This window comes from Corynebacterium sp. HMSC058E07, assembly GCF_001809885.1.
In the GTDB taxonomy this organism is placed as follows: domain Bacteria; phylum Actinomycetota; class Actinomycetes; order Mycobacteriales; family Mycobacteriaceae; genus Corynebacterium; species Corynebacterium macclintockiae.
Map to the genome: position 1 here is coordinate 17,290 of NZ_KV799257.1, position 24,090 is coordinate 41,379.

18 protein-coding genes are annotated in these 24,090 nt (G+C 62.9%); 13 read left to right on the plus strand and 5 right to left on the minus strand.

Going from position 1 to position 24,090, the window contains the following annotated elements; all coding sequences use genetic code 11:
- Positions 1–6 precede the first annotated feature (6 nt).
- The 9 genes from HMPREF2678_RS02025 to panD all read left to right on the plus strand — a co-directional run bounded on the left by HMPREF2678_RS02025 (position 7) and on the right by panD (position 9,166).
- Positions 7–1,110 (plus strand): MrpF/PhaF family protein, encoded by a 1,104-nt coding sequence (locus HMPREF2678_RS02025; protein ID WP_070550664.1) that lies wholly within the window; start codon positions 7–9, stop codon positions 1,108–1,110.
- A 53-nt stretch (positions 1,111–1,163) separates the two neighbouring features.
- Positions 1,164–2,060, plus strand: coding sequence for a Rossmann-like and DUF2520 domain-containing protein (locus HMPREF2678_RS02030; protein WP_141746999.1), 897 nt, complete (start codon positions 1,164–1,166; stop codon positions 2,058–2,060).
- A gap of 5 nt (positions 2,061–2,065) precedes the next feature.
- Complete coding sequence (panC, locus tag HMPREF2678_RS02035) at positions 2,066–3,004, plus strand: pantoate--beta-alanine ligase (RefSeq protein WP_070550638.1); 939 nt, start codon at positions 2,066–2,068, stop codon at positions 3,002–3,004.
- Between the two features lie 4 nt (positions 3,005–3,008).
- On the plus strand, positions 3,009–4,025 hold the full coding sequence (locus HMPREF2678_RS02040; protein WP_070550639.1) for an aldose 1-epimerase family protein: 1,017 nt from the start codon (positions 3,009–3,011) through the stop codon (positions 4,023–4,025).
- Positions 4,026–4,148: 123 nt separating this feature from the next.
- The gene (locus HMPREF2678_RS02045; RefSeq protein WP_070550640.1) at positions 4,149–5,804 is read left to right on the plus strand and encodes a sodium:solute symporter family protein; all 1,656 of its coding nucleotides are present in this window, start codon (positions 4,149–4,151) and stop codon (positions 5,802–5,804) included.
- 37 nt (positions 5,805–5,841) lie between these two features.
- Positions 5,842–6,141 (plus strand): hypothetical protein, encoded by a 300-nt coding sequence (locus HMPREF2678_RS02050; protein WP_034969127.1) that lies wholly within the window; start codon positions 5,842–5,844, stop codon positions 6,139–6,141.
- A 95-nt stretch (positions 6,142–6,236) separates the two neighbouring features.
- Positions 6,237–7,388, plus strand: a complete 1,152-nt coding sequence (gene galT / locus HMPREF2678_RS02055; protein WP_070550665.1) for a galactose-1-phosphate uridylyltransferase — start codon at positions 6,237–6,239, stop codon at positions 7,386–7,388.
- Entirely contained in the window at positions 7,378–8,637 is a 1,260-nt protein-coding gene (gene galK, locus HMPREF2678_RS02060) for a galactokinase (protein ID WP_070550641.1), read from the plus strand. The genes galT and galK overlap by 11 nt, the downstream gene beginning before the upstream one ends.
- Positions 8,638–8,749: 112 nt before the next feature.
- A complete protein-coding gene (panD, locus tag HMPREF2678_RS02065; protein WP_035007523.1) occupies positions 8,750–9,166 on the plus strand; it encodes an aspartate 1-decarboxylase in 417 nt (138 codons plus the stop codon).
- Here panD and HMPREF2678_RS02070 read toward each other — a convergent pair.
- Complete coding sequence (locus HMPREF2678_RS02070) at positions 9,163–10,350, minus strand: hypothetical protein (protein WP_035007522.1); 1,188 nt, start codon at positions 10,348–10,350, stop codon at positions 9,163–9,165. The genes panD and HMPREF2678_RS02070 overlap by 4 nt on opposite strands.
- 159 nt (positions 10,351–10,509) lie before the next feature.
- Here HMPREF2678_RS02070 and lysS point away from each other — a divergent pair, with 159 nt between their 5' ends.
- The 3 genes from lysS to HMPREF2678_RS02085 all read left to right on the plus strand — a co-directional run bounded on the left by lysS (position 10,510) and on the right by HMPREF2678_RS02085 (position 15,066).
- Positions 10,510–12,117 (plus strand): lysine--tRNA ligase, encoded by a 1,608-nt coding sequence (lysS, locus tag HMPREF2678_RS02075; RefSeq protein ID WP_043014567.1) that lies wholly within the window; start codon positions 10,510–10,512, stop codon positions 12,115–12,117.
- A gap of 261 nt (positions 12,118–12,378) precedes the next feature.
- Positions 12,379–13,797 (plus strand): acyl-CoA dehydrogenase family protein, encoded by a 1,419-nt coding sequence (locus HMPREF2678_RS02080; protein ID WP_070550642.1) that lies wholly within the window; start codon positions 12,379–12,381, stop codon positions 13,795–13,797.
- 60 nt (positions 13,798–13,857) lie between these two features.
- Positions 13,858–15,066 carry an acyl-CoA dehydrogenase family protein gene (locus tag HMPREF2678_RS02085; RefSeq protein WP_043012600.1) on the plus strand — a complete coding sequence of 403 codons (1,209 nt, stop codon included), beginning with the start codon at positions 13,858–13,860 and terminating at the stop codon, positions 15,064–15,066.
- An 18-nt stretch (positions 15,067–15,084) separates the two neighbouring features.
- Here HMPREF2678_RS02085 and thiD read toward each other — a convergent pair whose 3' ends face one another.
- Together thiD and HMPREF2678_RS02095 are read right to left on the minus strand one after the other, a co-directional pair.
- Positions 15,085–15,957 (minus strand): bifunctional hydroxymethylpyrimidine kinase/phosphomethylpyrimidine kinase, encoded by an 873-nt coding sequence (gene thiD, locus HMPREF2678_RS02090; protein WP_246817860.1) that lies wholly within the window; start codon positions 15,955–15,957, stop codon positions 15,085–15,087.
- A gap of 360 nt (positions 15,958–16,317) precedes the next feature.
- Complete coding sequence (locus tag HMPREF2678_RS02095) at positions 16,318–18,081, minus strand: AMP-binding protein (protein WP_070550643.1); 1,764 nt, start codon at positions 18,079–18,081, stop codon at positions 16,318–16,320.
- A gap of 432 nt (positions 18,082–18,513) precedes the next feature.
- On the opposite strand from HMPREF2678_RS02095, the gene HMPREF2678_RS02100 reads away from it, so the two are divergent.
- Positions 18,514–21,168, plus strand: coding sequence for an ATP-dependent Clp protease ATP-binding subunit (locus tag HMPREF2678_RS02100; protein WP_070550644.1), 2,655 nt, complete (start codon positions 18,514–18,516; stop codon positions 21,166–21,168).
- Here the strand turns inward: HMPREF2678_RS02100 and HMPREF2678_RS02105 are convergent, their stop codons facing one another.
- Positions 21,169–22,542, minus strand: a complete 1,374-nt coding sequence (locus HMPREF2678_RS02105) for a lipase family protein (protein WP_034992443.1) — start codon at positions 22,540–22,542, stop codon at positions 21,169–21,171.
- A 48-nt stretch (positions 22,543–22,590) separates the two neighbouring features.
- On the minus strand, positions 22,591–24,012 hold the full coding sequence (gene brnQ, locus HMPREF2678_RS02110; RefSeq protein WP_070550645.1) for a branched-chain amino acid transport system II carrier protein: 1,422 nt from the start codon (positions 24,010–24,012) through the stop codon (positions 22,591–22,593).
- Positions 24,013–24,090: the final 78 nt, after the last annotated feature.

Sequence of the window (24,090 nt, forward strand, 5' to 3'; positions counted from 1 at the left end):
TTGATCATGAGCTTCCAGCAGTCTCCTAAGCCACAGCAGTCTCACCAGCCGCAGTCGCAGCCTTTCGATGGGAATCAGGACATGGATGCCCTGGGGTATGAGGATCGATACGAAGGCCAGGCGGCGGACTTTAACGGCTCGCCGGTTGCTGCGAACGAACCCTCCGGGTTCTCCCGCTTCCTGATGTTTGGCCTGGTGGTGCTGGCCCTTTTGGCTAGCGTGCTGATGCTCTTCATGGATTCCGATGGCTGGCTGAAGGTCGCGCTGATCGCTGCACTGTGGGCGGCGTTCTTCGGCGTAGTGCTGGTTCTGCGTTACTCGGATGCGCTGAAGCTCGCACGCGAGCAGGCGGAGAACCAGGAGAGCTACTACCAGTCCCAACTGGAGCACGAGCGCGCACAGCTGGACAAGCGCGAGGCAGATGCAAAGGCGAAGTACGCTGCCGAGGCGAAGCAGGCGCAGGATCAGCGTGATAAGCACCTGGACGAGCTACGTGCGGAGTTGGCGCACATGCGCCAGCAGCTGGCGGCGCTGACCGGCCAGAGCTTCGACGAAGGCGAGCAGCGCGCCGTGCGCGCAACCGCCGAGCGCGTGCACGAGTTGGGGCAGGGCAGTGGCCACGGTAGCCAGCAGGGTGTGCGCACTCAGGAGGCAGCGCGCGCCGGGCAGAACGCTCGCGCGCAGCAGGCTCAACAGGCTCAGCAGGCGCAGTCGCGCCAGGGGCAGCACCGCAGCAAGCCGAAGTTCAACACCGGCACTTTCGCCGCGGTGAAGTGGGGTGGCCAGGATTCCGAGGAAACCTCCCAGCTGCCGCTGGTTGTGGATACCACGGCCATGAACGAGGCTAAACACTCTGGAACTAAGCACGCCGAAACCAAGGGCGTAGAAGCTCAGAGCCCTCAGCCTGCCCCCGCCCAGAAGCGTCGCGCGCAGATGCCCAGCGCCGAGGCTGTGCGCTCCGGCCGCACCCACACCGCCAACCCGGCTTCCCAGGCAGCGGGTCAGGATCCGCAGGCCGGGGAGCCGGAGGCGCCCCACGGTCGCCGTCGCGCCGATGAAAAGGAAGACGGCCTCACCGTCGCCGAGCTGATGAAGCGTTTCCAGAAGTAACCCCCTTCCTAAAGAGCTCTTTCAAAGCGACTACCCAGAGACACCTACGCATGATGGGAATGGATATCCAACAACCGCGCCTGTCCGTCGGCATTATCTCTGCCGGGGCAGTGGGGGTGGCCCTTGCAGAGGCCTTCGGACGCGCCGGCCATCACGTACATGGCGTGTACGTGCATTCGGCACGTTCGGAAAAGTTGGCGTCAAAAAGAATCCCGAACATCCCACAGACCAGCCTGAGCAGCACCGCACAGGCCGCGCTGGTGGTGCTGGCGGTGCCGGATCCGAAGCTGCCCGATGTGATCGAGAAGGTGGCGCAGCACACGCGCGACGGGCAGATCGTCGCGCACGTATCCGGTGCGTTCGGCTGCGATATCCTGCAGCCGATTACCGATACCGGCGCGCTACCACTGGCGCTGCACCCAGCGATGACCTTCACAGGAACGCCGGCAGACAGCGAACGGCTGGATGGATGCGCATGGGGTGTGACCAGCGATTCCGAGGTCGGTGACGTGGTGGCACAGACGCTGGTGGCCAGCCTGGGCGGAGTGCCCGTAGCCATCCCGGAACACCACCGGGCGGCCTATCACGCAGCCATGGCGCATGCGGCGAACCACCTGGTGACTTTGCTGACAGATGCGCAGGAGATCCTGGACCGCGTGGTCGACGCGCCGGGGGAGAGCCCCGACAGTGCCCTGCTGTTGCGCCGCATCGCCCACGCCGCGGTGGATAATGCGCTGGACAAGCGTATGGATGGGCTCACCGGACCTGTTGCTCGGGACGATGCGGCCGCAGTGATGCGCCACCTGGCCGCGCTGCGGGAGCTAGGAGACTCGGCCGAAGAAGCCACCGGCCACGGCCAGTCCAGCGATGCCGCCTACACGGCGATGGCCCGCCGCACCGCGCTAAAGGCAGGGGCTATTGAGGTCGAAAGACTGCTAGATCTAGAGTAAGAACCATGACGTTCACACCTGGCCAGGCAGAGGTTTTCACCGAAATCAAGGCGATCGGGCAGCTGACCCGCGCGATGCGTAAAGCGGGTCGTCCCGTGGTGCTGGTGCCCACGATGGGCGCGCTGCACGAAGGTCACCTGTCGCTGGTGCAGGCTGCGCAGCAGATCCCGGGCGCGCTGGTCGTGGTCAGTATCTTCGTGAACCCTCTGCAGTTCGCGGAAGGCGAGGATCTGGATGCCTACCCGCGCACTCTGGATGCGGACGTGGAAAAGCTGAAGGCCGCGGGCGTGGACGCCGTCTTCGCCCCCAGCCCGCGCGAGATGTACCCCAACGGTCCGCGCACGACGATCCACCCGGGCGAGGCCGGCCGCGTCCTGGAAGGCGCCCACCGCCCGACCCACTTCGCGGGCGTACTGACGGTCGTGAACAAGCTTTTCACCATCACTCATTGCGACCATGCCTTCTTCGGCGAAAAGGATTACCAGCAGCTGTTGCTGATCCAGCAGATGGTTACGGACTTGAACATGGAGGTGCAGGTCCACGGTGTGCCGATCGTGCGCGAGGCCGACGGCCTGGCGAAGTCCTCCCGCAACGTTTACCTGTCCGAGGAGGAGCGCGAGCTGGCCCTCACCCTGTCCGCCGCCCTGACCGCCGGTGCCTTCGTTGCCGAGCAGGGTCCTGCGGCGGTTCTGCAGACCGCCGGATCTATTCTGGACGCCGCCTCCGGCGTGGACGTCGACTATCTTGAGCTGCGCGGTACGGACCTTTCCGACTGCCCGGAGCACGGCGAGGCGCGTCTGCTGGTGGCGGCGCGCGTGGGGACCACGCGCCTGATCGACAACGTGGGCGTGCCGCTGGGCACCGGCTTCAAGGGGCTGGATGAGGGCAGCGCAGGCGCCAACGGCGGTGAGGGCAGCGCAGCCCCCGAAAACTCAGGTGAGTAGAACAATGAGCGACGAACTAGACACCCTGAAGCGCCACTCCCACCCCTTCGTGGAGCTCTCCGCGGGGGAGTATCGCGCCAGCATCTCCACCTTCGGCGGTGGACTGCGCAGTCTGGAATACTCCGGCAAACCCCTGGCGGTTTCCTACCCAGAGGGTGCCTACCCGCCATTGTCCTCCGGCATCGTCCTGGCGCCGTGGCCGAACCGCACCGCCGACGGGGTCTTCGCCCACGACGGCGTGCTGCACCGGTTGGACATTACGGAGCCGGCCCGTGCTACGGCGATCCACGGATTCGTGGGCCAGATGGCCTGGAACGTCGCCGACCAGGGCGAGGACTTCGTGGCCCTGGAGCTGTCTACTGGCCTGCGCCAGGGGTGGCCGTGGCCGCTGTACATGCGGGTGACGTGGGCTCTCGACGCGAATGAGGGGCTGCGCGCCACCTTCGCCGTCCGCAACACGGGCGATGCTTCCTGCCCCTTCGGACTGGGATGGCACCCATACCTAAGCGCCCTGGGAGCTCCGCTGGACGATTGTGTGCTACACCTTTCCGCCGATGCCAACCTGCCGCTGGACTCGGTGCGTAACCTGCCCGCCGGCCCGGAGATTCCGGCTTGCTGGGTGCTCCCGGATCTGGAAACCGGCCAGCGGATGGCCGGGGTGTGGCTGGACCACTGCTTCGGCCCGATGCCGGAGGACCATAGGTCGTTCGGCTGCCTTGGCTCGGCAATGAAGGCTTTTGACGCTGCCGACGGCTATGCCGACGCACGCTTGCTCAACCCGGACGGGGAGGGCGTGCACCTATGGGTGGGAGAGGGCTTTAAGTGGTTCCAGGTGTTCACCGCCGACCCGGCTCGCCGTGAGGGCTACCCCGGCGTGGGCCGAGCCCTTGCCGTCGAGCCGATGACGTGCCCGCCGGACGCTCTACGCTCCGGTAAAGACCTCATTCGCCTGCAGGCGGGGGAGGAGCGCAGGTTCGAATGTGGGATTTCTTTTGCGCCGCGTGAAAAAGATTTCCTTTAGCACCCCTATCGGCGTTAGAATCGGGAATGTATAAAATATCCAATAGTTCTCGTCGCTGGTAGTTGAGAATAACGACGATTGGTGCCTGGGACGGGGACGCGACGTTCCTGGAGGTTCGCAGCTATGACAGCTGAAGGACTACGTTTGGACGCGAGCTGGGTAGACTACGCGCTGGTCGCGCTATACTTCGCTTTCGTCCTAGGTATCGGTTGGGCAGCTAAGTCCAAGGTGTCCAGCTCAATTGACTTCTTCCTCTCCGGCCGCTCCCTACCCGCGTGGGTGACGGGCCTGGCCTTCATCTCCGCCAACCTGGGCGCCGTAGAAATCGTGGGCCACTCGGCCAACGGCGTGCAGTACGGATTCGAGACCATGCACTACTTCTGGATCGGCGCGATCCCGGCTATGGTCTTCCTCGGCATCGTGATGATGCCCTTCTACTACGGCTCCAAGGTGCGTTCCGTGCCGGAGTTCATGCAGCGCCGCTTCGGCAACGGTGCGCACCTGGTCAACGGCATTTCCTTCGCCGTCGCCCAGCTGCTGATCGCCGGCGTGAACCTGCTGCTGCTGGCCAAGGTCGTTAACTCCCTGCTGGGCTGGCCGCTGTGGGTCACCCTGGTTGTCGCCGCAGCGATCGTGCTGTCCTATATCACCCTCGGTGGCCTGTCCGCCGCCATCTACAACGAGGTGCTGCAGTTCTTCGTGATTATTGCTGCCCTGCTGCCGCTGACCATGATCGGCCTGCACCAGGTCGGCGGTTGGTCTGGCCTACAGGCAAAGGTTGCGGATTCCTCGCACTTCCACACCTGGCCGGGCACCGAGATCTCGGGCTTCGAAAACCCGATCGTCTCGGCGATTGGCTTGGTCTTCGGCCTGGGCTTCGTGCTGTCCTTCGGCTACTGGACCACCAACTTCGTGGAGGTGCAGCGCTCCATGGCAGCCGACTCGCTGTCCGCAGCGCGTAAGACCCCGATCATCGGTGCATTCCCGAAGATGTTCATCCCCTTCCTGGTGGTCATCCCCGGCATGGTCGCCGGTGCGACGGTCACCCCGATCATGGATGGTTCGGCGGAACCGAATGATGCGATCCTGTACCTGATGCGCGATCTGCTGCCGAACGGCCTGCTGGGCGTGGCTATCGCTGGTCTCCTGGCTGCGTTCATGGCCGGTATGGCGGCGAACATCTCGGCGTTCAACACCGTGTTCTCCTTCGACATCTGGCAGTCCTACATCGTTAAGGATCGCGACGACGAGTACTACCTGAAGGTCGGCCGCGTGGCCACCGTCGGCGCCACCGTCATTGCCGTGTTCACCGCCCTGTTGGCCTCCAACTTCGGCAATGTCATGGACTACCTGCAGACGCTGTTCGGCTTCTTCAACGCGCCGCTGTTCGCCACCTTCATCTTGGGTATGTTCTGGAAGCGTATGACGCCCACCGCAGGTTGGGTCGGCCTGGTTTCCGGTACGGGTGTCGCGATTGCCTACTGGGTTGTAGCGACCTTCGGCAGCACCGACGCTGGCTTCTTCAACCTGCCGGGACAGGGCACGGCCTTCGTCGCAGCCTCCCTGGCCTTCGTCACGGACATTGTGGTCTCCGTTCTGGTCTCCTTGGTCACTAAGCCAAAGCCGGACGAGGAGCTGGTGGGCTTCGTCAAGTCCGTCACCCCGAAGGAGAACCTCACGGACGCCGCAGAGGCCACCCTGCCGTGGTACCGCCGCACCGTCCCGCTGGGCATTCTGTGCCTGGTTCTGGTGACTGTCCTCAACATCGTGTTCGCCTAAGCGCAGTTAAGATTCCAGAAAGGAGTGAACGGACACAATGGCTAACAACACCGAAGCAAAGGTCTCTAAGACTTCCAAGCGTTCCCACATGGCCGGCGCTTTCGACATCCGCAACGTCATCGGTTCCCTCATGGGCCTGTACGGACTAGTGCTCTTGATCAGCTACTTCCTGCTTGATCCGGGTATGGATGTGACCACCGGCGAGCCGAAGAATGAAACGTATAACCTGGTGTGCGGGCTTGCCATGATCGCCGTGGCGGCGGTCTTCTTGCTGTGGACCAAACTGGATCCCATCAAGATCGACGAATCTGCCGCACAAGACGTTCAAGCTGAGTAACACACGTTCGAGAACTACATGCTAGAGCCCGCCCCTTTTCCCTAAAGGAGGCGGGCGCTTTACTTCACGCGTCCTTGGGCGCCCTACTTAAGGAAGTGATTTACGCCGTGCAGCACGATGTCAAAGTAACCCGAACCACGCTGGCCGACGGCCGCGAGCTGCTGTACTTCGACGACGAGCCGGCTTATGTCCGTGGCGAGAAGCAGCGCGAGCTGCACGATTCCCGCGACCTGCCGCAGGCTACCACGGAATCCGAGATGCGCCAGGACCCCCTGACCGGCCAGTGGTATGTCTACGCCGCGCACCGCATGAACCGCACGTTCATGCCCCCGGCCAACGAGAACCCGCTGGCTCCCACCAAGCCCGGTGAGCTGCCCACCGAGGTACCCGCCGACGATTACGACGTCGTGGTCTTCGAAAACCGCTTCCCCTCCCTGTCAGTGCACATGGAGGTGCCGGAGGATTTCGCCGCCCACGTCGACGGCCAGGAACTGTTTCCCCGCAGGCCCGCCATCGGCCGCTGCGAGGTTGTCTGCTTCACTCCGGACGTGGACGCCTCGTTTAGGGATCTGCCATACGAGCGCGCCCGCACCGTCGTCGAGGCCTGGGCCCACCGCACCGCTGAACTTTCCGCCATCGAAGGCATCCGCTATGTGTTCCCCTTCGAAAACCGCGGCAAGGAGATCGGCGTGACCTTGCAGCATCCGCACGGCCAGATTTACTCCTATCCTTTCCTCCCGCCGCGCGCCGCCGAGGTAGCTGCACGCGCTCGGGCGTTTAGGGAAAGCACTGGTAAGGATCTTTTTGACGCCACCTTGTCCGCCGAAAAAGAATCCGGCACCCGCATACTCTTGGCCGGCGAGCACTTCACAGCCTATGTGCCGGCTGCAGCCAAGTGGCCGGTGGAGGTCATCCTCATGGCCAACCGGGCGGTGCCGGACTTCGCGGCGCTATCCGACGAAGAGAAGGATGAGCTGACCCGCTTCTACCTGGATCTGCTGGGGCGAATGGACCGCTTTTTCGACGGTGTGGAACGCACCCCCTATATTGCGGCCTGGAACCAGGCGCCGGTGGGGGAGGGGCGCGAGGACGGTCGCTTGTACTTGCAGCTGTATTCGATGATGCGCTCTCCGGGGCGCATGAAGTTCCTGGCCGGTAGCGAGTCGGGCCAGGAGGCCTGGATCTCCGATACCACCCCAGAACGAATCGCCGAGCGCTTCCGGGAGGTCGCCGACAATGCCAACTAGCCAAACCAACGCAGCACAGAACGCTGGTACTCCGCGGTGGCTGCAGACCCGCTCCGAGGAGCAGGGTGCTGCCGATGCGCGCTCCCTATTCCAGCAGGTCTACGGCTATGAACCCGCAGGCGTGTGGTCCGCGCCGGGGCGCGTGAACCTCATCGGCGAGCACGTCGACTATGCCGATGGCATTAGCCTGCCCTTCGCACTGTCCCAGCGCACCTACGTAGCTGCTGCCAAGAACGACGACGGCGTGTACCGCGTGGCCTCCCGCTTCGGCGACCCCGCGGAGATCGTCCACTTCGAGATCCCTGTCGCCGAGGTTGGTCCCGGCAACCCCGCCAACTGGGCGGGCTACGCCGTCGGCGCGATTTGGGCGGCCACCGAGGCCGGGCTGATGCCCGCCGGTGGCCTGAACCTCGCCATCGAATCCGACGTTCCCGTCGGCGCGGGGTTGTCCAGCTCCGCGGCTCTGGAATGCTCGGCGGCTCTGGCGGCCTTCGACCTATACGGCGGCGCGACCCTTGATGATGCGGTCCGCAACGGGCTCATGGGGGCGTCCATAAGAGCAGAGAACGAGGTCGTCGGCGCCTCAACGGGCGGCCTCGACCAGCGTATTTCGCTGTTTGGCCAGGCCAGCCACGCGCTGGCCATCGACTTCGCCGAAGACAGTGCCACCCAAGTGCCCTTCGACATCGCGGCGCGGGGGCTGGCGATCCTCATAATGAACACGAACGCTCCGCACCAGCTGAACGACGGGCAGTATGCTGCGCGACGCGCGGTGATCGACGGAGTGACAGCCGACCTGGGGGTCAGCAGCCTGCGCTTCGCCGAGGAGGCCGAGGATGCCTCCGTGGGATGGGCCAAGGCCAACGACGTGGATCCGGTAGAGGTGGCCGCCCGCGTGCGCCACGTGGTAAGCGAGATCGCCCGCACGGCCGAGGCGATTAAGCAGGTCAGCGCCGGTGACATGGAGGCTTTCGGGCGCTCGATGCAGGGCAGCCACGCCTCCCTGCGCGACGACTACGAGGTCACCGTCCCGGAGCTGGATACCGCGGTGGATGTTGCGATGGCCCAGGGCGCGCTAGGTGCGCGCATGACCGGTGGTGGGTTCGGCGGCTCCGCGATTGCGCTGCTGCGTGAGGATCAGGTGGAGGCGACGGCCACAGCGGTGGCTGAGGCTTTCGCGGAGAAGGGCTTCAACGAGCCCGAGTTCGTGGTGGCACTGCCCAGCGACGGTGCGCACCGGAACGCTTAAAAGTTGCACACCGGAACGCCGAAGAGACGCGCACCGTATCGGTGCGCGGGGACCGGGCGCAAAAGAACAGCTAAATAGCATATTTGGATAGCCCCGAGTAAGGTGTTCACCCGTGTTGCGAACCATGCTGAAATCAAAGATCCACCGTGCGACGGTCACCCAGGCCGACCTGCACTACGTCGGCTCGTGCACCATCGACGCTGATCTGATGGAAGCTGCCGACATCCTCGAGGGCGAGCAGATCGATATCGTCGATATCGATAACGGCAACCGCCTGACGACCTACGCCATCACCGGTGACCGGGGTACCGGAGTGATCGGCATCAACGGCGCTGCCGCGCGCCTGATTAGCCCCGGCGACCTGGTGATCATCATCGGCTACGCCCAGTACAGCGAGGAAGACCTGAAGAACTACGCCTCGCGCGTGGTCTTTGTGGACGAGGACAACAAGCAGGTGGAGCTCGGCGGCGATCCGGCGCACGTGCCGGACGGCTCGGGGCTCAAGAACCCGCGCCACCCGGAAGGCTAGTTGAACTCGAATTCTCCCTCGTCGTTGCGCTTCACGTGGAAGCGCCACAGCGGCATTCCCTCTTCCTCAAGGGACGTTTCCGTTGCCGTGAGTGTGTCCGATCCGATAATCACGAAGTCGCTGTTGCTATAACGCAACCCAACCTCCGAGCAGAAACGCTGGCTGCCCTTGCCATCAGACAAAGGAGTCACCGTATTACCAGCAACCTTCATCAGCTGGTATTCGCCGTCAGGGGACTGTAGACCTATCTCGGTCGGAGGGAACGGTGGCGACTCGTCTTCGTAGGCATACTCCACTTCGGCACAAACCTTGCCGTAGTCCTGCGGATTGTCGGTAAGAATCTCAAGGCTCATCAGCTTCATTTTTGTCTTACCGACGCCCACCTTTTCAGTGACCGACTCTTCCTTAGGCTTGGCCTTGTCGCGGGACTCGAGGTAGCCGCCATCAACGAGGTCGATCTCTACGCGATCGCCGATTTCCAGTGGGCCGTTAGAGCCACCAATGTTCGCTTCCTTGCCCTCGAGTTCCTGATAACGGTTTGCCAAGTTAGTCAGCGAGCGCAACAGCGGCTTGACCGGGTCACAACCGGACATGGAGATAACCTCTGCATATTCCAACGGTGTTCCCTCCGGGCCGGAAAGCATGCACGCATTTACTACCTCGGCAGATTTCCATCCTTGAAGACCATCGTCGGATAGCTCCTTTCGTTCAGCATCCCCATTGGGAAGATCGTCGAGATTGGAGCCATTCTTGGTGGCGGACAGTGCAGTGTAGATCGAAGTTTCTTTGAGCTCATCGGGCTGATCGCCACTGATCTGCGGCTTTACATAGCCGGAGCAGGTTTCTGAATTGACGTACACGTCGGCAGAGTCCAGCGGAATCATCTTCGCGCCATCCACGTACGCGCTGTCAAAGAAAGCTTGGTCGAGTTTGCAGTCGCTGAACTTGCCGTCCGCGAAGATTTCCCGCAGCTTGTCGTCGCTGATCTCTGAGGAGACGTCGGAAAAACTGTTATTGGAGCCGGAGTTTTCCTTCTTGCCCCCGTAGGAAACCTCTTCGCTGGCGCCTTCCGGGCGCTGAAAAGCGGAGCAGCTGGATGCGAAAACCAAAGAGCCCGCTGCCAAGCAGGCAGCTGTGGCGCGGGCGTACTTATGGGTGAAAGTAGCGGGGCGTGAACTAAACATGTTTGAGTGCTTCCGTAGTCTTCGTGTCTTCGTCCGGTGTACTTCGTGCATTGGTCGTCGTGCAACGATCCGTCATATGTTCCCTAAAGCTAACACCCTCGAGCGTCTCGCACGCCTCAATCGATTACCTGTCCGCCCCATGCGCTAGGCTTTGTAAGCGTGACTGACGCAGCAAATACCCCCGCACAAGACCTGCCCGAACAGCTACGCATCCGCCGCGAAAAGCGGCAGCGCATCCTCGAATCCGGCAAGGACGCCTACCCGGTAGAGGTGCCACGCACCCACTCCCTGGCCGAGGTACGCGCACAGTGGGCCGTGAAGAAGGATGACGGTGAAGCTGAGGCGCAGCCGGTTGAAACAGAGGGCGTCACTTACCTCGCCGCAGGCGAAGAAACCCAGGACGTAGTGAGCGTGACCGGTCGCCTGATCTTCATGCGTAACACCGGAAAACTGTGCTTCGCCACGCTGCAGGACGGCGACGGCACGCAGCTGCAGGCCATGCTTTCCCTGGCGGAGGTAGGGGAGGACGCGCTGGCTGCGTGGAAGGCCGACGTGGACCTCGGCGACTTTATCGGCGTGACGGGTCGCGTGATCGCCTCCCGTCGCGGCGAGCTGTCCGTGATGGCCAGCGAGTGGGTCATGGCAGCAAAGTCTCTGCGTCCGCTGCCGGTGGCTTTCGCTGAGATGAACGAAGAGACCCGCGTACGCCAGCGCTACAACGACCTGATCGTGCGCGAGGAAGCCCGCAAGAACGCAATGACCCGCGTGAAGGTCATCCGCGCGCTGCGTGACTACATGGAGGGCGAGGGCTTCGTAGAGATCGAGACCCCGATGCTGCAGACCCTGCACGGTGGCGCGGCGGCCCGTCCGTTCGTGACCCACTCCAACGCCCTGGATATCGACCTGTACCTGCGCATTGCGCCGGAGCTGTTCCTGAAGCGCGCTGTGGTCGGTGGCATCGACCGCGTCTTCGAGATCAACCGCAACTTCCGCAACGAGGGCGTGGACAAGTCCCACTCCCCGGAGTTTGCGATGCTGGAGACCTATGCAGCATGGGGCGACTACGACGACTGCGCGCGTACCACCCGCGAGTCCATCCAGTACATCGTGGACCAGCTGACCAAGGGCACCGACCTGGAGGGTACCGGCAAGGTGCGCCTGGCCGACGGCACCGAGTTCGACTTCGGCGGGGAGTGGAAGGAAATCGAGATGTACCCCTCGCTGAACGAGGCACTTGCGCGCAAGTACCCCGGCCAGCCGGAGGTGACGATCGACTCCACCGTTGAGGAACTGAAGGAGATCGCCAAGGTCATTGGCCTGGACGTTCCCGCCAAGGGGGGCTGGGGCCACGGCAAGCTGGTGGAGGAAATCTGGGAGGTCCTGTGCGAGGACCAGCTGGAAGGCCCCATCTTCGTGCGTAACTTCCCGGTCGAGACCTCCCCGCTGACCCGCCAGCACCGCAGCAAGCCAGGTGTGACGGAGAAGTGGGACCTGTACGTCCGCGGCTTCGAGCTGGCCACCGGCTACTCCGAGCTGGTGGATCCGGTTATTCAGCGCGAGCGTTTCGAGGATCAGGCACGCCTGGCCGCCAATGGTGACGACGAGGCAATGCGTCTGGACGAGGATTTCCTGGCTGCCATGGAGCAGGGCATGCCGCCGACAGCCGGCACTGGCATGGGTATCGACCGACTGCTGATGGCCTTGACCGGCCTGGGCATCCGCGAGACCGTGCTGTTCCCGATTGTGAAGCCGGAGCGCGACAACTAGTCGAGCGTCCTACTTAGTAACTAATACAGTCCCTTGGGATCCCCTCGGGTGGTACCCGTGGCGACCACCCGACTAGCGTTGCCGTTCAGCGCAAAAAGGTGCACAATCGTGCACCTTTTTTCGTATTCGGGTGTAATTCAGGACGCCAATTGCCCCAAAGTGTGACGCGCGCCATTAGAGTGGTTTACGCTACATACATAATTATCCGCACATGCAGATATTTGATTTGCGCTGACAACCAGTGAAAGGTGGCCGCACGAAATGAGCGACCGAAGCAAGCGTGCCGATTCAACTCCTGGCCTGAACAACATCAAGCGAGATGCAATCGGCACGGTTATGGGAGTCCTGACGAAGTTCACAGGCTCCGACCTGGCAGAGAAGTACGGTCTGAGCAAGAAGGTGGACCGCGTTGCCTACCAGTCCACCAAGACCGGCATGCGCACCCTGGGTGCCGTGAACCGCCAGTTCAAGAAGATCAAGGGCTCCGGCAAACCGGTACGTCTGGCAAACCAGACCACCGACGAGAACAACCAGCCGATCCCGACCGAAACCCCGGCACCGGGCAAGGCGCCGTTCGACCTGACCCCGACCGAGGATCAGGAAATGATCGTCGCTGCTGTGCGCGAGTTCGCAGAAGAGCGCCTGCGCCCCACCGGCCACGACCAGAACGAAGCATCCGAGCCGGCCGAAGGCCTGCTGGAGGCTGCCGCTGAGCTGGGCGTTGCCCTGATCAACCTGCCGGAAGAGTACGAAGGCATTGCCTCCGCCTCCGGCGCTACCACCAACGCTCTGATCGCCGAGGCTCTGGCATACGGCGACATGGGCCAGGCCGTCGCCATCCTGGCACCGGCCGGCGTGGCCAACGTCATCACTAACTACGGTGACGACTCCCAGCAGAAGACCTACCTGCCGGAGTTCGCAGGCGAGTCCGTCCCGGCCTCCGCTGTGGTCGTCTCTGAGTCCCGCCCGCTGTTCGACCCCTTCACCCTGCAGACCACCGCCGTCCGCGAGGGAGACGACATCGTGATCAACGGTGTGAAGACCATGGTTCCGAACGCCGGCAAGGCCGAGCTGTTCGTCATCGCCGTGAACCTGGACGGCGAGAACACCTTCGTCATCGTCGAGTCCGACACCGAGGGCCTGGTTGTCGAGGCTGACCCGTCCATGGGTCTGCGCGGCGCAGCCCTGGGTCGAGTCCTGCTGAAGGACGTCCGCGTTCCGGCCAGCCAGCTGCTGGGCGGCAAGGATCTGCCGGCCGACGAGCGCAAGGAAAACTACGCAGAGATCATCCGCCGCTCCCGCCTGGGCTGGGCTGCACTGGCAGCCGGCACCGGCGAGGCCATCCTGGAGTACACCAAGAAGTACGTCAACGAGCGCGAAGCTTTCGGCGAGCCGATCTCCCACCGCCAGGCAGTGGCCTTCATGGTCGCCAACCTGCGCATTGAGCTCGACGGCCTGCGCCTGATCCTGCTGCGCGGTGTTTCCCGCCTGGATCAGGGCCTGTCCTTCAACCGCGAAGCCGGTCTTGCCCGCCGCTACGCATCCGATAAGGGCATGGTCATGGGTCTCGACGGCGTGCAGCTGCTCGGTGGCCACGGCTTCACCAAGGAGCACCCGGTCGAGCGCTGGTACCGCGACATGCGCGCCGTCGGCATCGCCGAAGGCGTAGTCGTCGTCTAACCCCCGCCACACATTCGAATCGATATCGAATAAGCACAAGGAACTTGAAGGAACCACAACATGATTAATCTGGAACTCCCCAAGCGTTTGAAGGCGGGTCAGAACCAAGCGCACCAGGCCGCCGCCGAAATCTTCCGCCCCATCTCCCGCAAGTACGACCTCGCGGAGCACGAGCGCCCCGTTGAACTGGACACCATGGCTAGCCTGGTCGAGGGCATGGCAGACGCCGGCCAGGCAATGGCTGGTGCCTCCGGTGGCCGCGGCGATGAAAAGAAGAAGGCTGAGGGCGTCAAGAATGGCGGCAACATGGCCTCCATCCTCAACGTCATCGAGACCTGCTGGGGCGACGTTGGACTCACCCTGTCCATCCCCTACCAGGGTCTAGGCAACGCAGCCGTAGCTGCCGTCGCCGACGACGAGCAGCTCGAGCGCTTCGGCAAGATCTGGGCCGCCATGGCCATCACCGAGCCGCAGTTCGGCTCTGACTCTGCAGCAGTTGCCGCCACCGCCAAGCTGGATGGCGACGAGTACGTCCTGAACGGTGAGAAGATCTTCGTCACCGCCGGCGAGCGCTGCACCCACGTTGTCGTCTGGGCATCCGTCGACAAGTCCGCAGGCCGCGCGGCCATCAAGTCCTTCGTCGTTCCGCGCGACACCCCGGGCTTCGAGCTGGTCCGCCTGGAGCACAAGCTGGGCATCCGCTCCTCCGACACCGCGCACTTCATCCTGGACAACGTCCGCATCCCGAAGGAGAACCTGCTGGGCTCCCCGGAGGTGGACACCAAGAAGGGCTTCGGCGGCGTGATGGCCACCTTCGACAACACCCGCCCGATGGTTGCCGCCATGGCCGTCGGTGTTGCCCGCGCTTCCCTGGAGAAGCTGCGCGAGATCCTCACCGACGCAGGTGTAGAGATCGATTATGACGCCCCCGCGTGGAACCAGCCCGCAGCCGCCAGCGAGTACATTCGCCTGGAGAGCGACTGGGAAGCTGCATACCTGATGACGATGCGCGCAGGCTGGATGGCTGACAACAAGCAGCCGAACAGCAAGGAAGCCTCCGAGTGCAAGGCGAAGGCAGGCCGCATGGCCACCGACCTGACCCTGCGTGCAGTCGAGATGGCCGGTGCCTACGGCTACTCCGAGCGCGACCTGCTGGAGAAGTGGGCTCGCGACTCCAAGATCCTGGACATCTTCGAGGGCACCCAGCAGATCCAGCAGCTGGTCGTCGCCCGCCGTGAGCTGGGACTTTCCTCCAAGGAACTCAAGTAAGAGCCCACTAGAGCCTGCCTAGAACAGGCGCACCGAGTGATCAACGGGGCCATGGCCTTGACCGACTAGCAACTTGTCGGCATTGGCGATGGCCTCGTTGAGCCATTTTGTGGACCATTCCAACGCATCCTCTAGCGAATCTCCCGCGCCCAGTCTGGTGGCCAGTGCGGAAGACAAAGAACACCCCGTGCCGTGGGTGTTTTTTGTTTCCACGCGCGGGGAGCTGACCTTATGCGTCTGCCCGTTCGGGGACACGGCAATGTTTCCGGCCTCCGGCCCAGCCAGGTGCCCCAGCTTCACGATCACGGTGGTGTCGGTTTCCCGCGCCCACTTCGCGGCGATGTCCACGGCATCTTGCTCGCTGCTGGCAATGTCAGTCTTAGTCAGGAGTGCCAGCTCGGGGAGGTTCGGCGTCACTACCGAAGAAGCGGCAGCGAAGTCCCGCAGTGCGTCCTCGGCGTCCGCGGTGAGCAGCCGATCGCCCGAGGAAGCCACCGCCACCGGGTCCAGCACCGTCGTGACCTGGTGGTTCTGCAGGTAATCGCGGATGGTCTGGATGGTCTGGGTGTCGCCGAGCATGCCGATCTTCACAGCATCAACGGTGACGTCGTCGAAGACGGAATCGAGCTGCGCGCGGAGGAAATCCAGCGGGGGAGTGTGGATCTCGCGCACACCCTGCGTATTCTGCGCGACCAGCGCGGTGATCACGGACATGCCGTAGCCACCCGCCGCCATGATGGACTTCAGGTCCGCCTGCGCGCCCGCCCCGCCCGTCGGATCCGTACCGGCGATGGACAGCACGCGCGGACGGAGGGGTTGGCTGGGGTTGATGTTGGGGTTGGGGTTGATGTTGCTGTTGGTGCTGTTGTTGGTGCTGCTGATCTGGCTCATGCCAATCATTATTGCGCACGCCGTGGGGCACTGGCTGCGGCCAGTCACCCTTGCTGTTGTTTGAGGAAGTTGTTTCGGTTGGTGTTGTTCTGGTGATTCATGTTTTATGACGCCCACAGCCCTTGCCGGCTTTACGTATTGCTAAATGTCGGAAAAGTTGCAAAACTGCAGACTTGCTATTCCTGACCCTTGGTCTGCGATTCGCTGACCAGGGCTTTTGTTTTAGTAACGATCATCCCCAATAACGTTCTGCAACTTTTCCGACATTTACAGTCTTGGGAGAGGGCAAGGTGAAACGGGAGGGGGTGGTGCAGGGCTCAGCCCCTCAGCCCGCCGAAGCGCCAGCCTCATTCACCCCAACTAGGGCTGCGGAAGCTCGCGCGGAACCACCTTGCCCACCGCGTTGCGGGGCAGCTTGTCAAGGTATACGAAGTAACGCGGCACACTGTGGCGAGCCAAGTGAGCCTTGACCTGCAGCTTCGCCTGCTCCTCGAATTCCGCCTTCTCGGCGTCGGTCAGTTCGGCTGCGCTCTTGCCCTCCGGCACGACCCACGCGCACAGTGCCTGGCCGAACTCCGGATCCTCCACGCCTCGCACAGCGGACTCGGCAACGAAGTCCATGGAGTTCACCACGTCCTCGGTCTCCTGCGGGAAGACGTTCTCGCCACCGGAAACGATCATGTCGTCGCTGCGGCCAGAGATGAACAGCAGCCCGTCCTCGTTGTAGTATCCCAGGTCGCCGGTAGCGACCATGCCATCGATGATTTCCTTGTCAGAGCCGGGGCGCGTGTAGCCCTCGAACAGCATGTCGTTCTTCACGAAGATGCGTCCAATCTCGCCGTCCGGCAGCTCCTTGCCATCCTCGTCCAGAATCTTCAGCGTTGTCGCCATTGGCGGCTTACCTGCCGTGTTGATGTGCTTGCGCAGCTCCTCTGGGGTGGCAATGGAAGCCCAGCTGACCTCCGTCGACCCGTACAGGTTGTATAGCACGTCGCCGAACTTCTCCTGGGTCTCGCGCACAACCTTCGGCGGCAGTGCCTCGCCGGAGGTGGCAATGATCTTCGTGCCCGAGTTGAAGTTCTCTGGCACAACTTCCAGCATGCGGCGCAGCATCGTCGGCACCATGGCGATGGTGTACGGGCGGTTCTTCTCGATCAGCTTCACGGCCCCTTCGGGGGAGAATCGCCGCTGCATAATCATGGTGTTGCGCAGCGCGAGCGCCAGCTGAATCTGCGCGAATCCCCAGGTGTGGAACATCGGCGCGGAGAGGAAGGAGGGGCGGTGGTGGCGCATCGGGATGCGGCTCATGATTGACGACGCCGGCATGTACGTCTTCGGTTCCGGTCGGCGCGCGCCCTTCGGTGTGCCGGTGGTGCCGGAGGTGAGGATGATGGTGCGGCCTTGGCGTGGGCGGCTGGGAATGGACAGGTTCTCCGGGGTAGTCCGCACTACCTCGTGCAGGGTGCTCCAGTCTTCGTTGCGGGTGGCGTAGTCGCCGCTATCGATCGCGTCCTGAATATTGGAAGGCTTCTTCAGCGCAGCCTCGGCCTCGCGGGAAAGCCCCAGCGTGTCGCCGTCTTCCCAGGCGATGATCACGGGGCAGGCGTCGAAGTCCTTCGGTAGTAGCGGGAGGAACTCTTCGTCGATAAACAGGATGTCGATCTTTTGTTCCTGTAGCACGGCTTGGGTCTGTTTTGCGGACGCCCCAGTGTTCAGCAGCACAATGTCTGTACCCAACCGACCGTGTGCGCAGAGGGTAAGGATGAAGCCGCGGTGGTTGCGGCACAGCACGCCAATACGATCGCGTTCACGGACGCCGGTGCGGAACAGGGCTTGCGCCAGGGTGGAGGATTGTTCGTGCAGCTCTTGGTAGGTCATCGACCCAGCGTCATCGATGATGGCGGTGTGGTAGGGGTCGCGTGCAGCGCCGATGGCCAGCAGGCCAGCAGGGAGGAAGCTCCACTGGATAACGCCCTTCAATGCCTTGGACGCGGCGATCGGACTCATTGAACCCAGAACGCCGGACTTGAACAGCGGCAGAGTGCCCTTTAGGAGCGTGCCCGCGGTTCCGATCTGTTCAGTGAGGGAGGGCTTCGTTAGCTGGGCGGCTGCAGCTGCGTTCATTTCTGGGTAACTCTCCTTGGGTTGGCGTTTGGGTCTGCGCCTATTGGTAGTGCCCCGGGGAACTAACCCGGAGTGGCGCCTCGACTTGAGCGGTTTATATCTTCTTAGTGGTGTACATCACTGTAATGTTCGCAAAGCAAAAAGTTCTCGGTTTGAAAAAATAACTATGCAAAGATGGCCGGTCTATAGGCATGCCAGGAAGGGCGTTCGCTGACGGCGTACAGCGTCGAAAATTCCGCCATGAATAGTTGTTGACCTGCTGATATGGGGGTATTTGGCGTCGAAGGGGCGTCGGAATAAGGCGGCGATAACGCAGTGTTGTGTGGAAGGCGATATGAGTTGCCCGCACTCACGGCTAAGGTGGGCAGCATTGGCGAATACACAAGCTAAGTCTTTGGAAACTAGCCACATCTTTTGTAAAGGGAGCACACCATGTTCGAGAGGTTCACGGATCGCGCGCGTCGCGTCGTTGTGTTGGCGCAGGAAGAAGCCCGCGCGCTGAATCACAACTACATCGGCACAGAGCACATCCTGCTCGGCCTGATTCAGGAGGGCGAAGGCGTAGCAGCGAAGGCCCTGGAATCCATGGGTATCTCCCTGGACGCCGTGCGCACCGAAGTCAAGGACATCATCGGCACCGGCGGTCACCCGCCGAGCGGCTACATTCCCTTCACCCCGCGGGCTAAGAAGGTCCTGGAGCTCGCACTGCGCGAGGCGCTGCAGCTGGGCCACAAGTACATCGGCACCGAACACATCCTGCTGGGCCTCATCCGCGAGGGTGAGGGCGTGGCAGCGCAGGTGCTGGTCAAGCTCGGCGCTGACCTGTCCCGCGTGCGCCAGCAGGTGATCCAGCTGCTCAGCGGCTACGAGGGTAACGAGGAAGAAGGCGGCGGCGAGCCCGCTGCTGCTGGCGTGGGCAGCACCGGTGAGGGCGCACCGAGCCGCCCTGGCCAGAAGTCCAACTCCCTGGTGCTGGACCAGTTCGGCCGTAACCTCACCCAGGCCGCTAAGGATGGCAAGCTGGATCCGGTTGTGGGGCGCGAGAATGAAATCGAGCGCGTCATGCAGGTCCTGTCCCGCCGCACTAAGAACAACCCGGTGCTTATCGGCGAGCCCGGTGTGGGTAAGACCGCTGTGGTGGAAGGCCTGGCGCTGGACATTGTCAACGGCAAGGTGCCGGAGACGCTGAAGGGTAAGCAGCTGTACTCCCTGGACCTGGGTTCCCTGGTGGCGGGCTCCCGCTACCGCGGTGACTTCGAGGAGCGCCTGAAGAAGGTGCTGAAGGAGATCAACCAGCGCGGTGACATCATCCTGTTCATCGACGAGATCCACACCCTGGTCGGTGCGGGTGCCGCCGAGGGTGCAATCGACGCCGCCAGCATCCTGAAGCCGAAGCTGGCTCGTGGCGAGCTGCAGACCATCGGTGCGACCACCCTAGACGAGTACCGCAAGCACATCGAGAAGGACGCGGCTCTGGAGCGCCGCTTCCAGCCGGTACAGGTGCCGGAGCCTTCCGTCGAGCTGACCGTGGAAATCCTGAAGGGATTGCGTGACCGCTACGAGGCGCACCACCGCGTATCCATTACCGACGGTGCCCTGAAGGCCGCCGCCCAGTTGGCTGATCGCTACATCAACGACCGCTTCCTGCCGGATAAGGCCGTGGACCTGATCGACGAGGCCGGCGCCCGCATGCGTATCAAGCGCATGACCGCCCCGAAGTCCATCCAGGATGTCGACGACAAGATCGCCGAGGTGCGCCGCAAGAAGGAAGCCGCCATCGACGACCAGGACTTCGAGAAGGCAGCAGCTCTGCGCGACGACGAGCGCAAGCTGGGCGAAGAGCGCGCGGAGAAGGAAAAGGCCTGGCGCGCAGGCGAGCTGGACGAGGTCGCCGAGGTGGGCGAGGAGCAGATCGCCGAGGTCATGGGCACCTGGACCGGCATTCCCGTGTTCAAGCTCACCGAGGAAGAGTCCACCCGCCTGCTGCACATGGAAGACGAGCTGCACAAGCGCATCATCGGCCAGGACGATGCCGTCAAGGCTGTCTCCCGCGCCATCCGCCGCACCCGCGCTGGGCTGAAGGACCCGAAGCGCCCGTCCGGTTCGTTCATCTTTGCCGGCCCGTCCGGTGTGGGTAAGACCGAGCTGTCGAAGGCGCTGGCCGAGTTCCTGTTCGGCGACGACGATGCGCTGATCCAGATCGACATGGGCGAGTTCCACGACAAGTTCACGGCATCCCGCCTGTTCGGTGCCCCTCCGGGATACGTCGGCTACGACGAGGGCGGCCAGCTGACCGAGAAGGTCCGCCGCAAGCCGTTCTCTGTGGTGCTGTTCGACGAGATCGAGAAGGCTCACACCGAGATCTACAACACCCTGCTGCAGGTGCTGGAAGACGGTCGCCTGACCGACGGCCAGGGCCGCATGGTGGACTTTAAGAACACCGTCCTGATCTTCACCTCGAACCTGGGAACCAGGGACATCTCGAAGGCTGTGGGCATGGGCTTCAGCAGCTCCGGCGAGGCCGACGAGGAAACCCAGTACGAGCGGATGAAGCAGAAGGTCGACGACGAGCTGAAGAAGCACTTCCGCCCGGAGTTCCTGAACCGCATCGACGACATCGTGGTCTTCCACCAGCTGACCCGCGAGCAGATCGTCCAGATGGTGGACCTGCTGCTGGGCCGCGTGCGTACCGCGCTGCAGGCGAAGGACATGGATCTGGAGCTGACCGAGCAGGCGAAGTCCCTGCTGGCCAAGCGCGGATTCGACCCAGTGCTGGGTGCCCGTCCGCTGCGCCGCACCATCCAGCGGGAGATCGAGGATCACCTGTCCGAGAAGATCCTGTTCGGCGAGATCGGCGCTGGCGAGATCGTCACCGTCGACGTCGAGAACTGGGACGGCGAGTCCAAGGGCGAGGATGCGAAGTTCGTCTTCGGCACCAGGCCCAAGCCACTGCCGGAGGTCGGCATTGACGACGCGGCCGCCGACGAGGCCCAGGAGGCTGTGTCTGTCGCCGCCGAATCCTCCGTTCCGGAGGATAAGGATTTTGACGCCGCAGACTCTAGCGACGATTGGAACCAGAAAGGCTAACTAAGCCTTGTTGAACGGCACTGGGCGGCCGTGGAGCACACTATCCAGCCAGTCCAGCGCCGGCAGCAGGTGCGTAAACATCGGCAGCATGTGATCGCCCAGCGGAACGGTGTGGGGGATGTTGTGCTCCACGTAGTGCACCTTCGTGCCACCCTCGGCCCACTGGCGGGCCATGCGACGGCTCTGCTCCACGGGGATCGTGTCATCATTCGTGCCATGCCCCACGTACACAGGGACCTGGGGTGGGCGGTTGCCGATGCGTTGGGCGTCAACAAGCTTCTTAAAAGGCTCCTGCCGCAACAGTTCCGTGAGCGATTCGCCGGACTTTGTCAGGGTGCGCGTATCGGTGTAGGCGTGACGCGCCAGTGATTCGGGGAGGCACTCGCTGGCGGTCTTGCGCAAGTATTCCTTGCCCTTGGCATTCATGCGCGACTCGACGGCACCGCGGATCTCTGGGTTAGAGATCAGGAAGCCATTCAGCGTGTAGCCCAAAGCAGCGGCCAACGGGCCGTTGTCGATGGCGGTGGAAGTCATGGCCAGATCGGCCGGCACGCCGCCGGCGTAGCCCGCCTTCAGGTTGATCTCGGGGGCGTAGGTCGAGGCCAGCTCGAGTGCTGCGGCGGAAGATCCACCACCCTGCGAGTAACCCCACAGCGCTACCGGTGCGGACTTCGGCACCCGCTGCATGTTCTTGGCCGCGCGAGCCATGTCCAGGGTGGCGTTGCCCTGATCTACGCGATTCATGTAGGTGTGCTGGGCCGGGGTGCCCAAACCATTCAGGTCCGTCAGCGCCACCGCCCAACCGCGGGAGAGCGCGGCGGCGACAGGGGCGGCCTCGTATTCCAGCCCCAGTGGCAGCAGCTTGCCCGGGGCGCACGCATCACCGCTGCCCTGGGTGCCCGGCGCAACGACCAGCAAAGGACGCTCGCCGCCGCCGGTGTAGGGGGCTCGGGGCACCAGGACGGTGCCGGTGACGGGGACGGTTTCACCGCGAGAGTTGGTGGAAACATAAGCCACGCGCTGGGCTTCGCTGTTGGTCCAGTCGACGAAGGGGATGCCAAGTGCGAAGTTGCTGCGGGCGGTCTTCAAGATTTCCCCTGGCCTGCCCTTCACCTGCAGCGGCAGGGAGGAGTAGAACCCGTCCGGATCGTGGTTAGGCAGGGAGCCGACGGCGGACTTGCCGCTGCCCGTGGCTGCGGCTCTGGATAGCGAACCTTCCACGGAACCATAAAAGCCACCCTGGGATGGGGTGGCTACAGCCACAGGCGTGGCGGATACGGCGGCCGCGGGCAGAAGAACTGCACAGGTCGCGGCTAGGGAACGGGTGAAACGGGTAAAGCGAAAGCGGTGGAAACTCTTACGGGGAAACGTCATAGGAAAATCCTAAACGGATTCCCCGGGAAAAGTGTTAGATATCGCTAGTTAGGACTGAGAAACAGGGGCCTCTTCGTCCACATTGGCTGTGAACGGATCCAGAGCTTCGAGGTCCACTTCCTCGTCCTCGTCATTGGGCACCTTGCGGCTCAGGTCGATGGCTAGGCCAATGATGGTAAAGACAGCGGTCGGTAGCAGCCATCCCATGCCGGCGTCCATCAGCGGAATCCAGCTCAGCGCATTCTGTAGTGCGTCGACCGGAACGTTCAGCGAAGCCAGGAAGTCGACGAAGGAGAACACGAAGGCTACGGCCACGCCGATGCGGTACGAGAACACGAGCTTGTGCTGGCGGAACAGCAGGTGCACGTAGGACAGCGTGATCAGTACGATCGCCGGCGGGTAGATCAGGCCGATCACGGGGCCGGATACGCTCAGGATTTTCTCCAGCCCCAGGTTGGCGATCGCCAGGCCGACGAGCGTCAGGATCGTCGCCCACCAGCGGTAGCTGATCTGCGGAACCAGCTCGTGGAAGAACGTGGACGTCGCCGCGGTGAGACCAACGACGGTGGTGATACAGGCCAGCAGCACGATCAGCGAGAACACGATCTCACCGGTGTTGCCCATGGTCAGGTGTGCAGCGGAGCTCAGGAGTGCAGCGCCGTCGCTGTAGCTTTCCTTGTCCGGCATGCGGGCGCCGACCAGGCCCAGGCCCAAGTAAACCAGCATCAGGAAGAAGCCGGCGGTGAAGGCCGCAATGCCGGAGAGCTTGACGATCCGCTTGTGATCGGTTTCGCCCTTCTGGCTAAAGGCGCTCACGACGATCAGCGCGAACGCCAGCGCGCCGATGGAGTCCATCGTAAAGTAGCCCTGAGAGATGCCGCTGACCAGCGGGTTAGAGGAGTACTCCTCCGTCGCCGGGATGCTGGGATCGTTCAGCTTCTGCAGGCCGACGATGGCCAGCACGGCCAGCAAGATCAGCAGTACTGGGGTGAGAGCCTTGCCCAGGGTGTCCACGACCTTGCCGGGCCAGAGTGTGAGCAGGTAACACACCAGGAAGAAAGCGAACGTGCCTGCCAGGCGCCACCAGCCGCCGGTCAGGTTGAAGGTGGACTCGATGCCCAGTTCGTAGCCGATGGCTGCGGCGCGGGGCACGGCGTACAGTGCACCGATGGACAGGTAGGCGACGATGGCGAAGATGAGACCGAAAAGCGCACCAGCGCGGGAAGCTAGGTCGCGCACGCCGGTACCGGAGATTGCGATGGCGATGACCGTCATTACCGGCATGAGCACTCCGGTCAGGAGGAAGCCGATCATGGCGGGGGAGAAGTTGTCACCGGATTCCACACCGAGCATGGGCGGGAAGATGAGGTTGCCGGCGCCGAAGAACATGGAGAAGAGCATCAGGCCTACGGCCGCCACGGTGGTTGTCGTGTTCGGACGCTTGCCAGTCGAGGAGGTAGGAGTCGACATAAAACATTCCTATTGTGATTTGGGTAACTCACATCACTCTAATGCACATCTACCCGTGAAACCTAAGCCGCACAAAAC

Coding starts and splice junctions, on each gene's coding strand:
- HMPREF2678_RS02040 (WP_070550639.1), top strand. CDS start 3,009: ATGAGCGACGAACTAGACACCCTGAAGCGCCACTCCCACCCCTTCGTG.
- HMPREF2678_RS02025 (WP_070550664.1), top strand. CDS start 7: ATGAGCTTCCAGCAGTCTCCTAAGCCACAGCAGTCTCACCAGCCGCAG.
- HMPREF2678_RS02105 (WP_034992443.1), bottom strand. CDS start 22,542: ATGACGTTTCCCCGTAAGAGTTTCCACCGCTTTCGCTTTACCCGTTTC.
- thiD (WP_246817860.1), bottom strand. CDS start 15,957: ATGAGCCAGATCAGCAGCACCAACAACAGCACCAACAGCAACATCAAC.
- HMPREF2678_RS02080 (WP_070550642.1), top strand. CDS start 12,379: ATGAGCGACCGAAGCAAGCGTGCCGATTCAACTCCTGGCCTGAACAAC.
- HMPREF2678_RS02095 (WP_070550643.1), bottom strand. CDS start 18,081: ATGAACGCAGCTGCAGCCGCCCAGCTAACGAAGCCCTCCCTCACTGAA.
- HMPREF2678_RS02050 (WP_034969127.1), top strand. CDS start 5,842: ATGGCTAACAACACCGAAGCAAAGGTCTCTAAGACTTCCAAGCGTTCC.
- galK (WP_070550641.1), top strand. CDS start 7,378: ATGCCAACTAGCCAAACCAACGCAGCACAGAACGCTGGTACTCCGCGG.
- HMPREF2678_RS02100 (WP_070550644.1), top strand. CDS start 18,514: ATGTTCGAGAGGTTCACGGATCGCGCGCGTCGCGTCGTTGTGTTGGCG.
- brnQ (WP_070550645.1), bottom strand. CDS start 24,012: ATGTCGACTCCTACCTCCTCGACTGGCAAGCGTCCGAACACGACAACC.
- panC (WP_070550638.1), top strand. CDS start 2,066: ATGACGTTCACACCTGGCCAGGCAGAGGTTTTCACCGAAATCAAGGCG.
- HMPREF2678_RS02070 (WP_035007522.1), bottom strand. CDS start 10,350: ATGTTTAGTTCACGCCCCGCTACTTTCACCCATAAGTACGCCCGCGCC.
- HMPREF2678_RS02045 (WP_070550640.1), top strand. CDS start 4,149: ATGACAGCTGAAGGACTACGTTTGGACGCGAGCTGGGTAGACTACGCG.
- HMPREF2678_RS02030 (WP_141746999.1), top strand. CDS start 1,164: ATGGGAATGGATATCCAACAACCGCGCCTGTCCGTCGGCATTATCTCT.
- HMPREF2678_RS02085 (WP_043012600.1), top strand. CDS start 13,858: ATGATTAATCTGGAACTCCCCAAGCGTTTGAAGGCGGGTCAGAACCAA.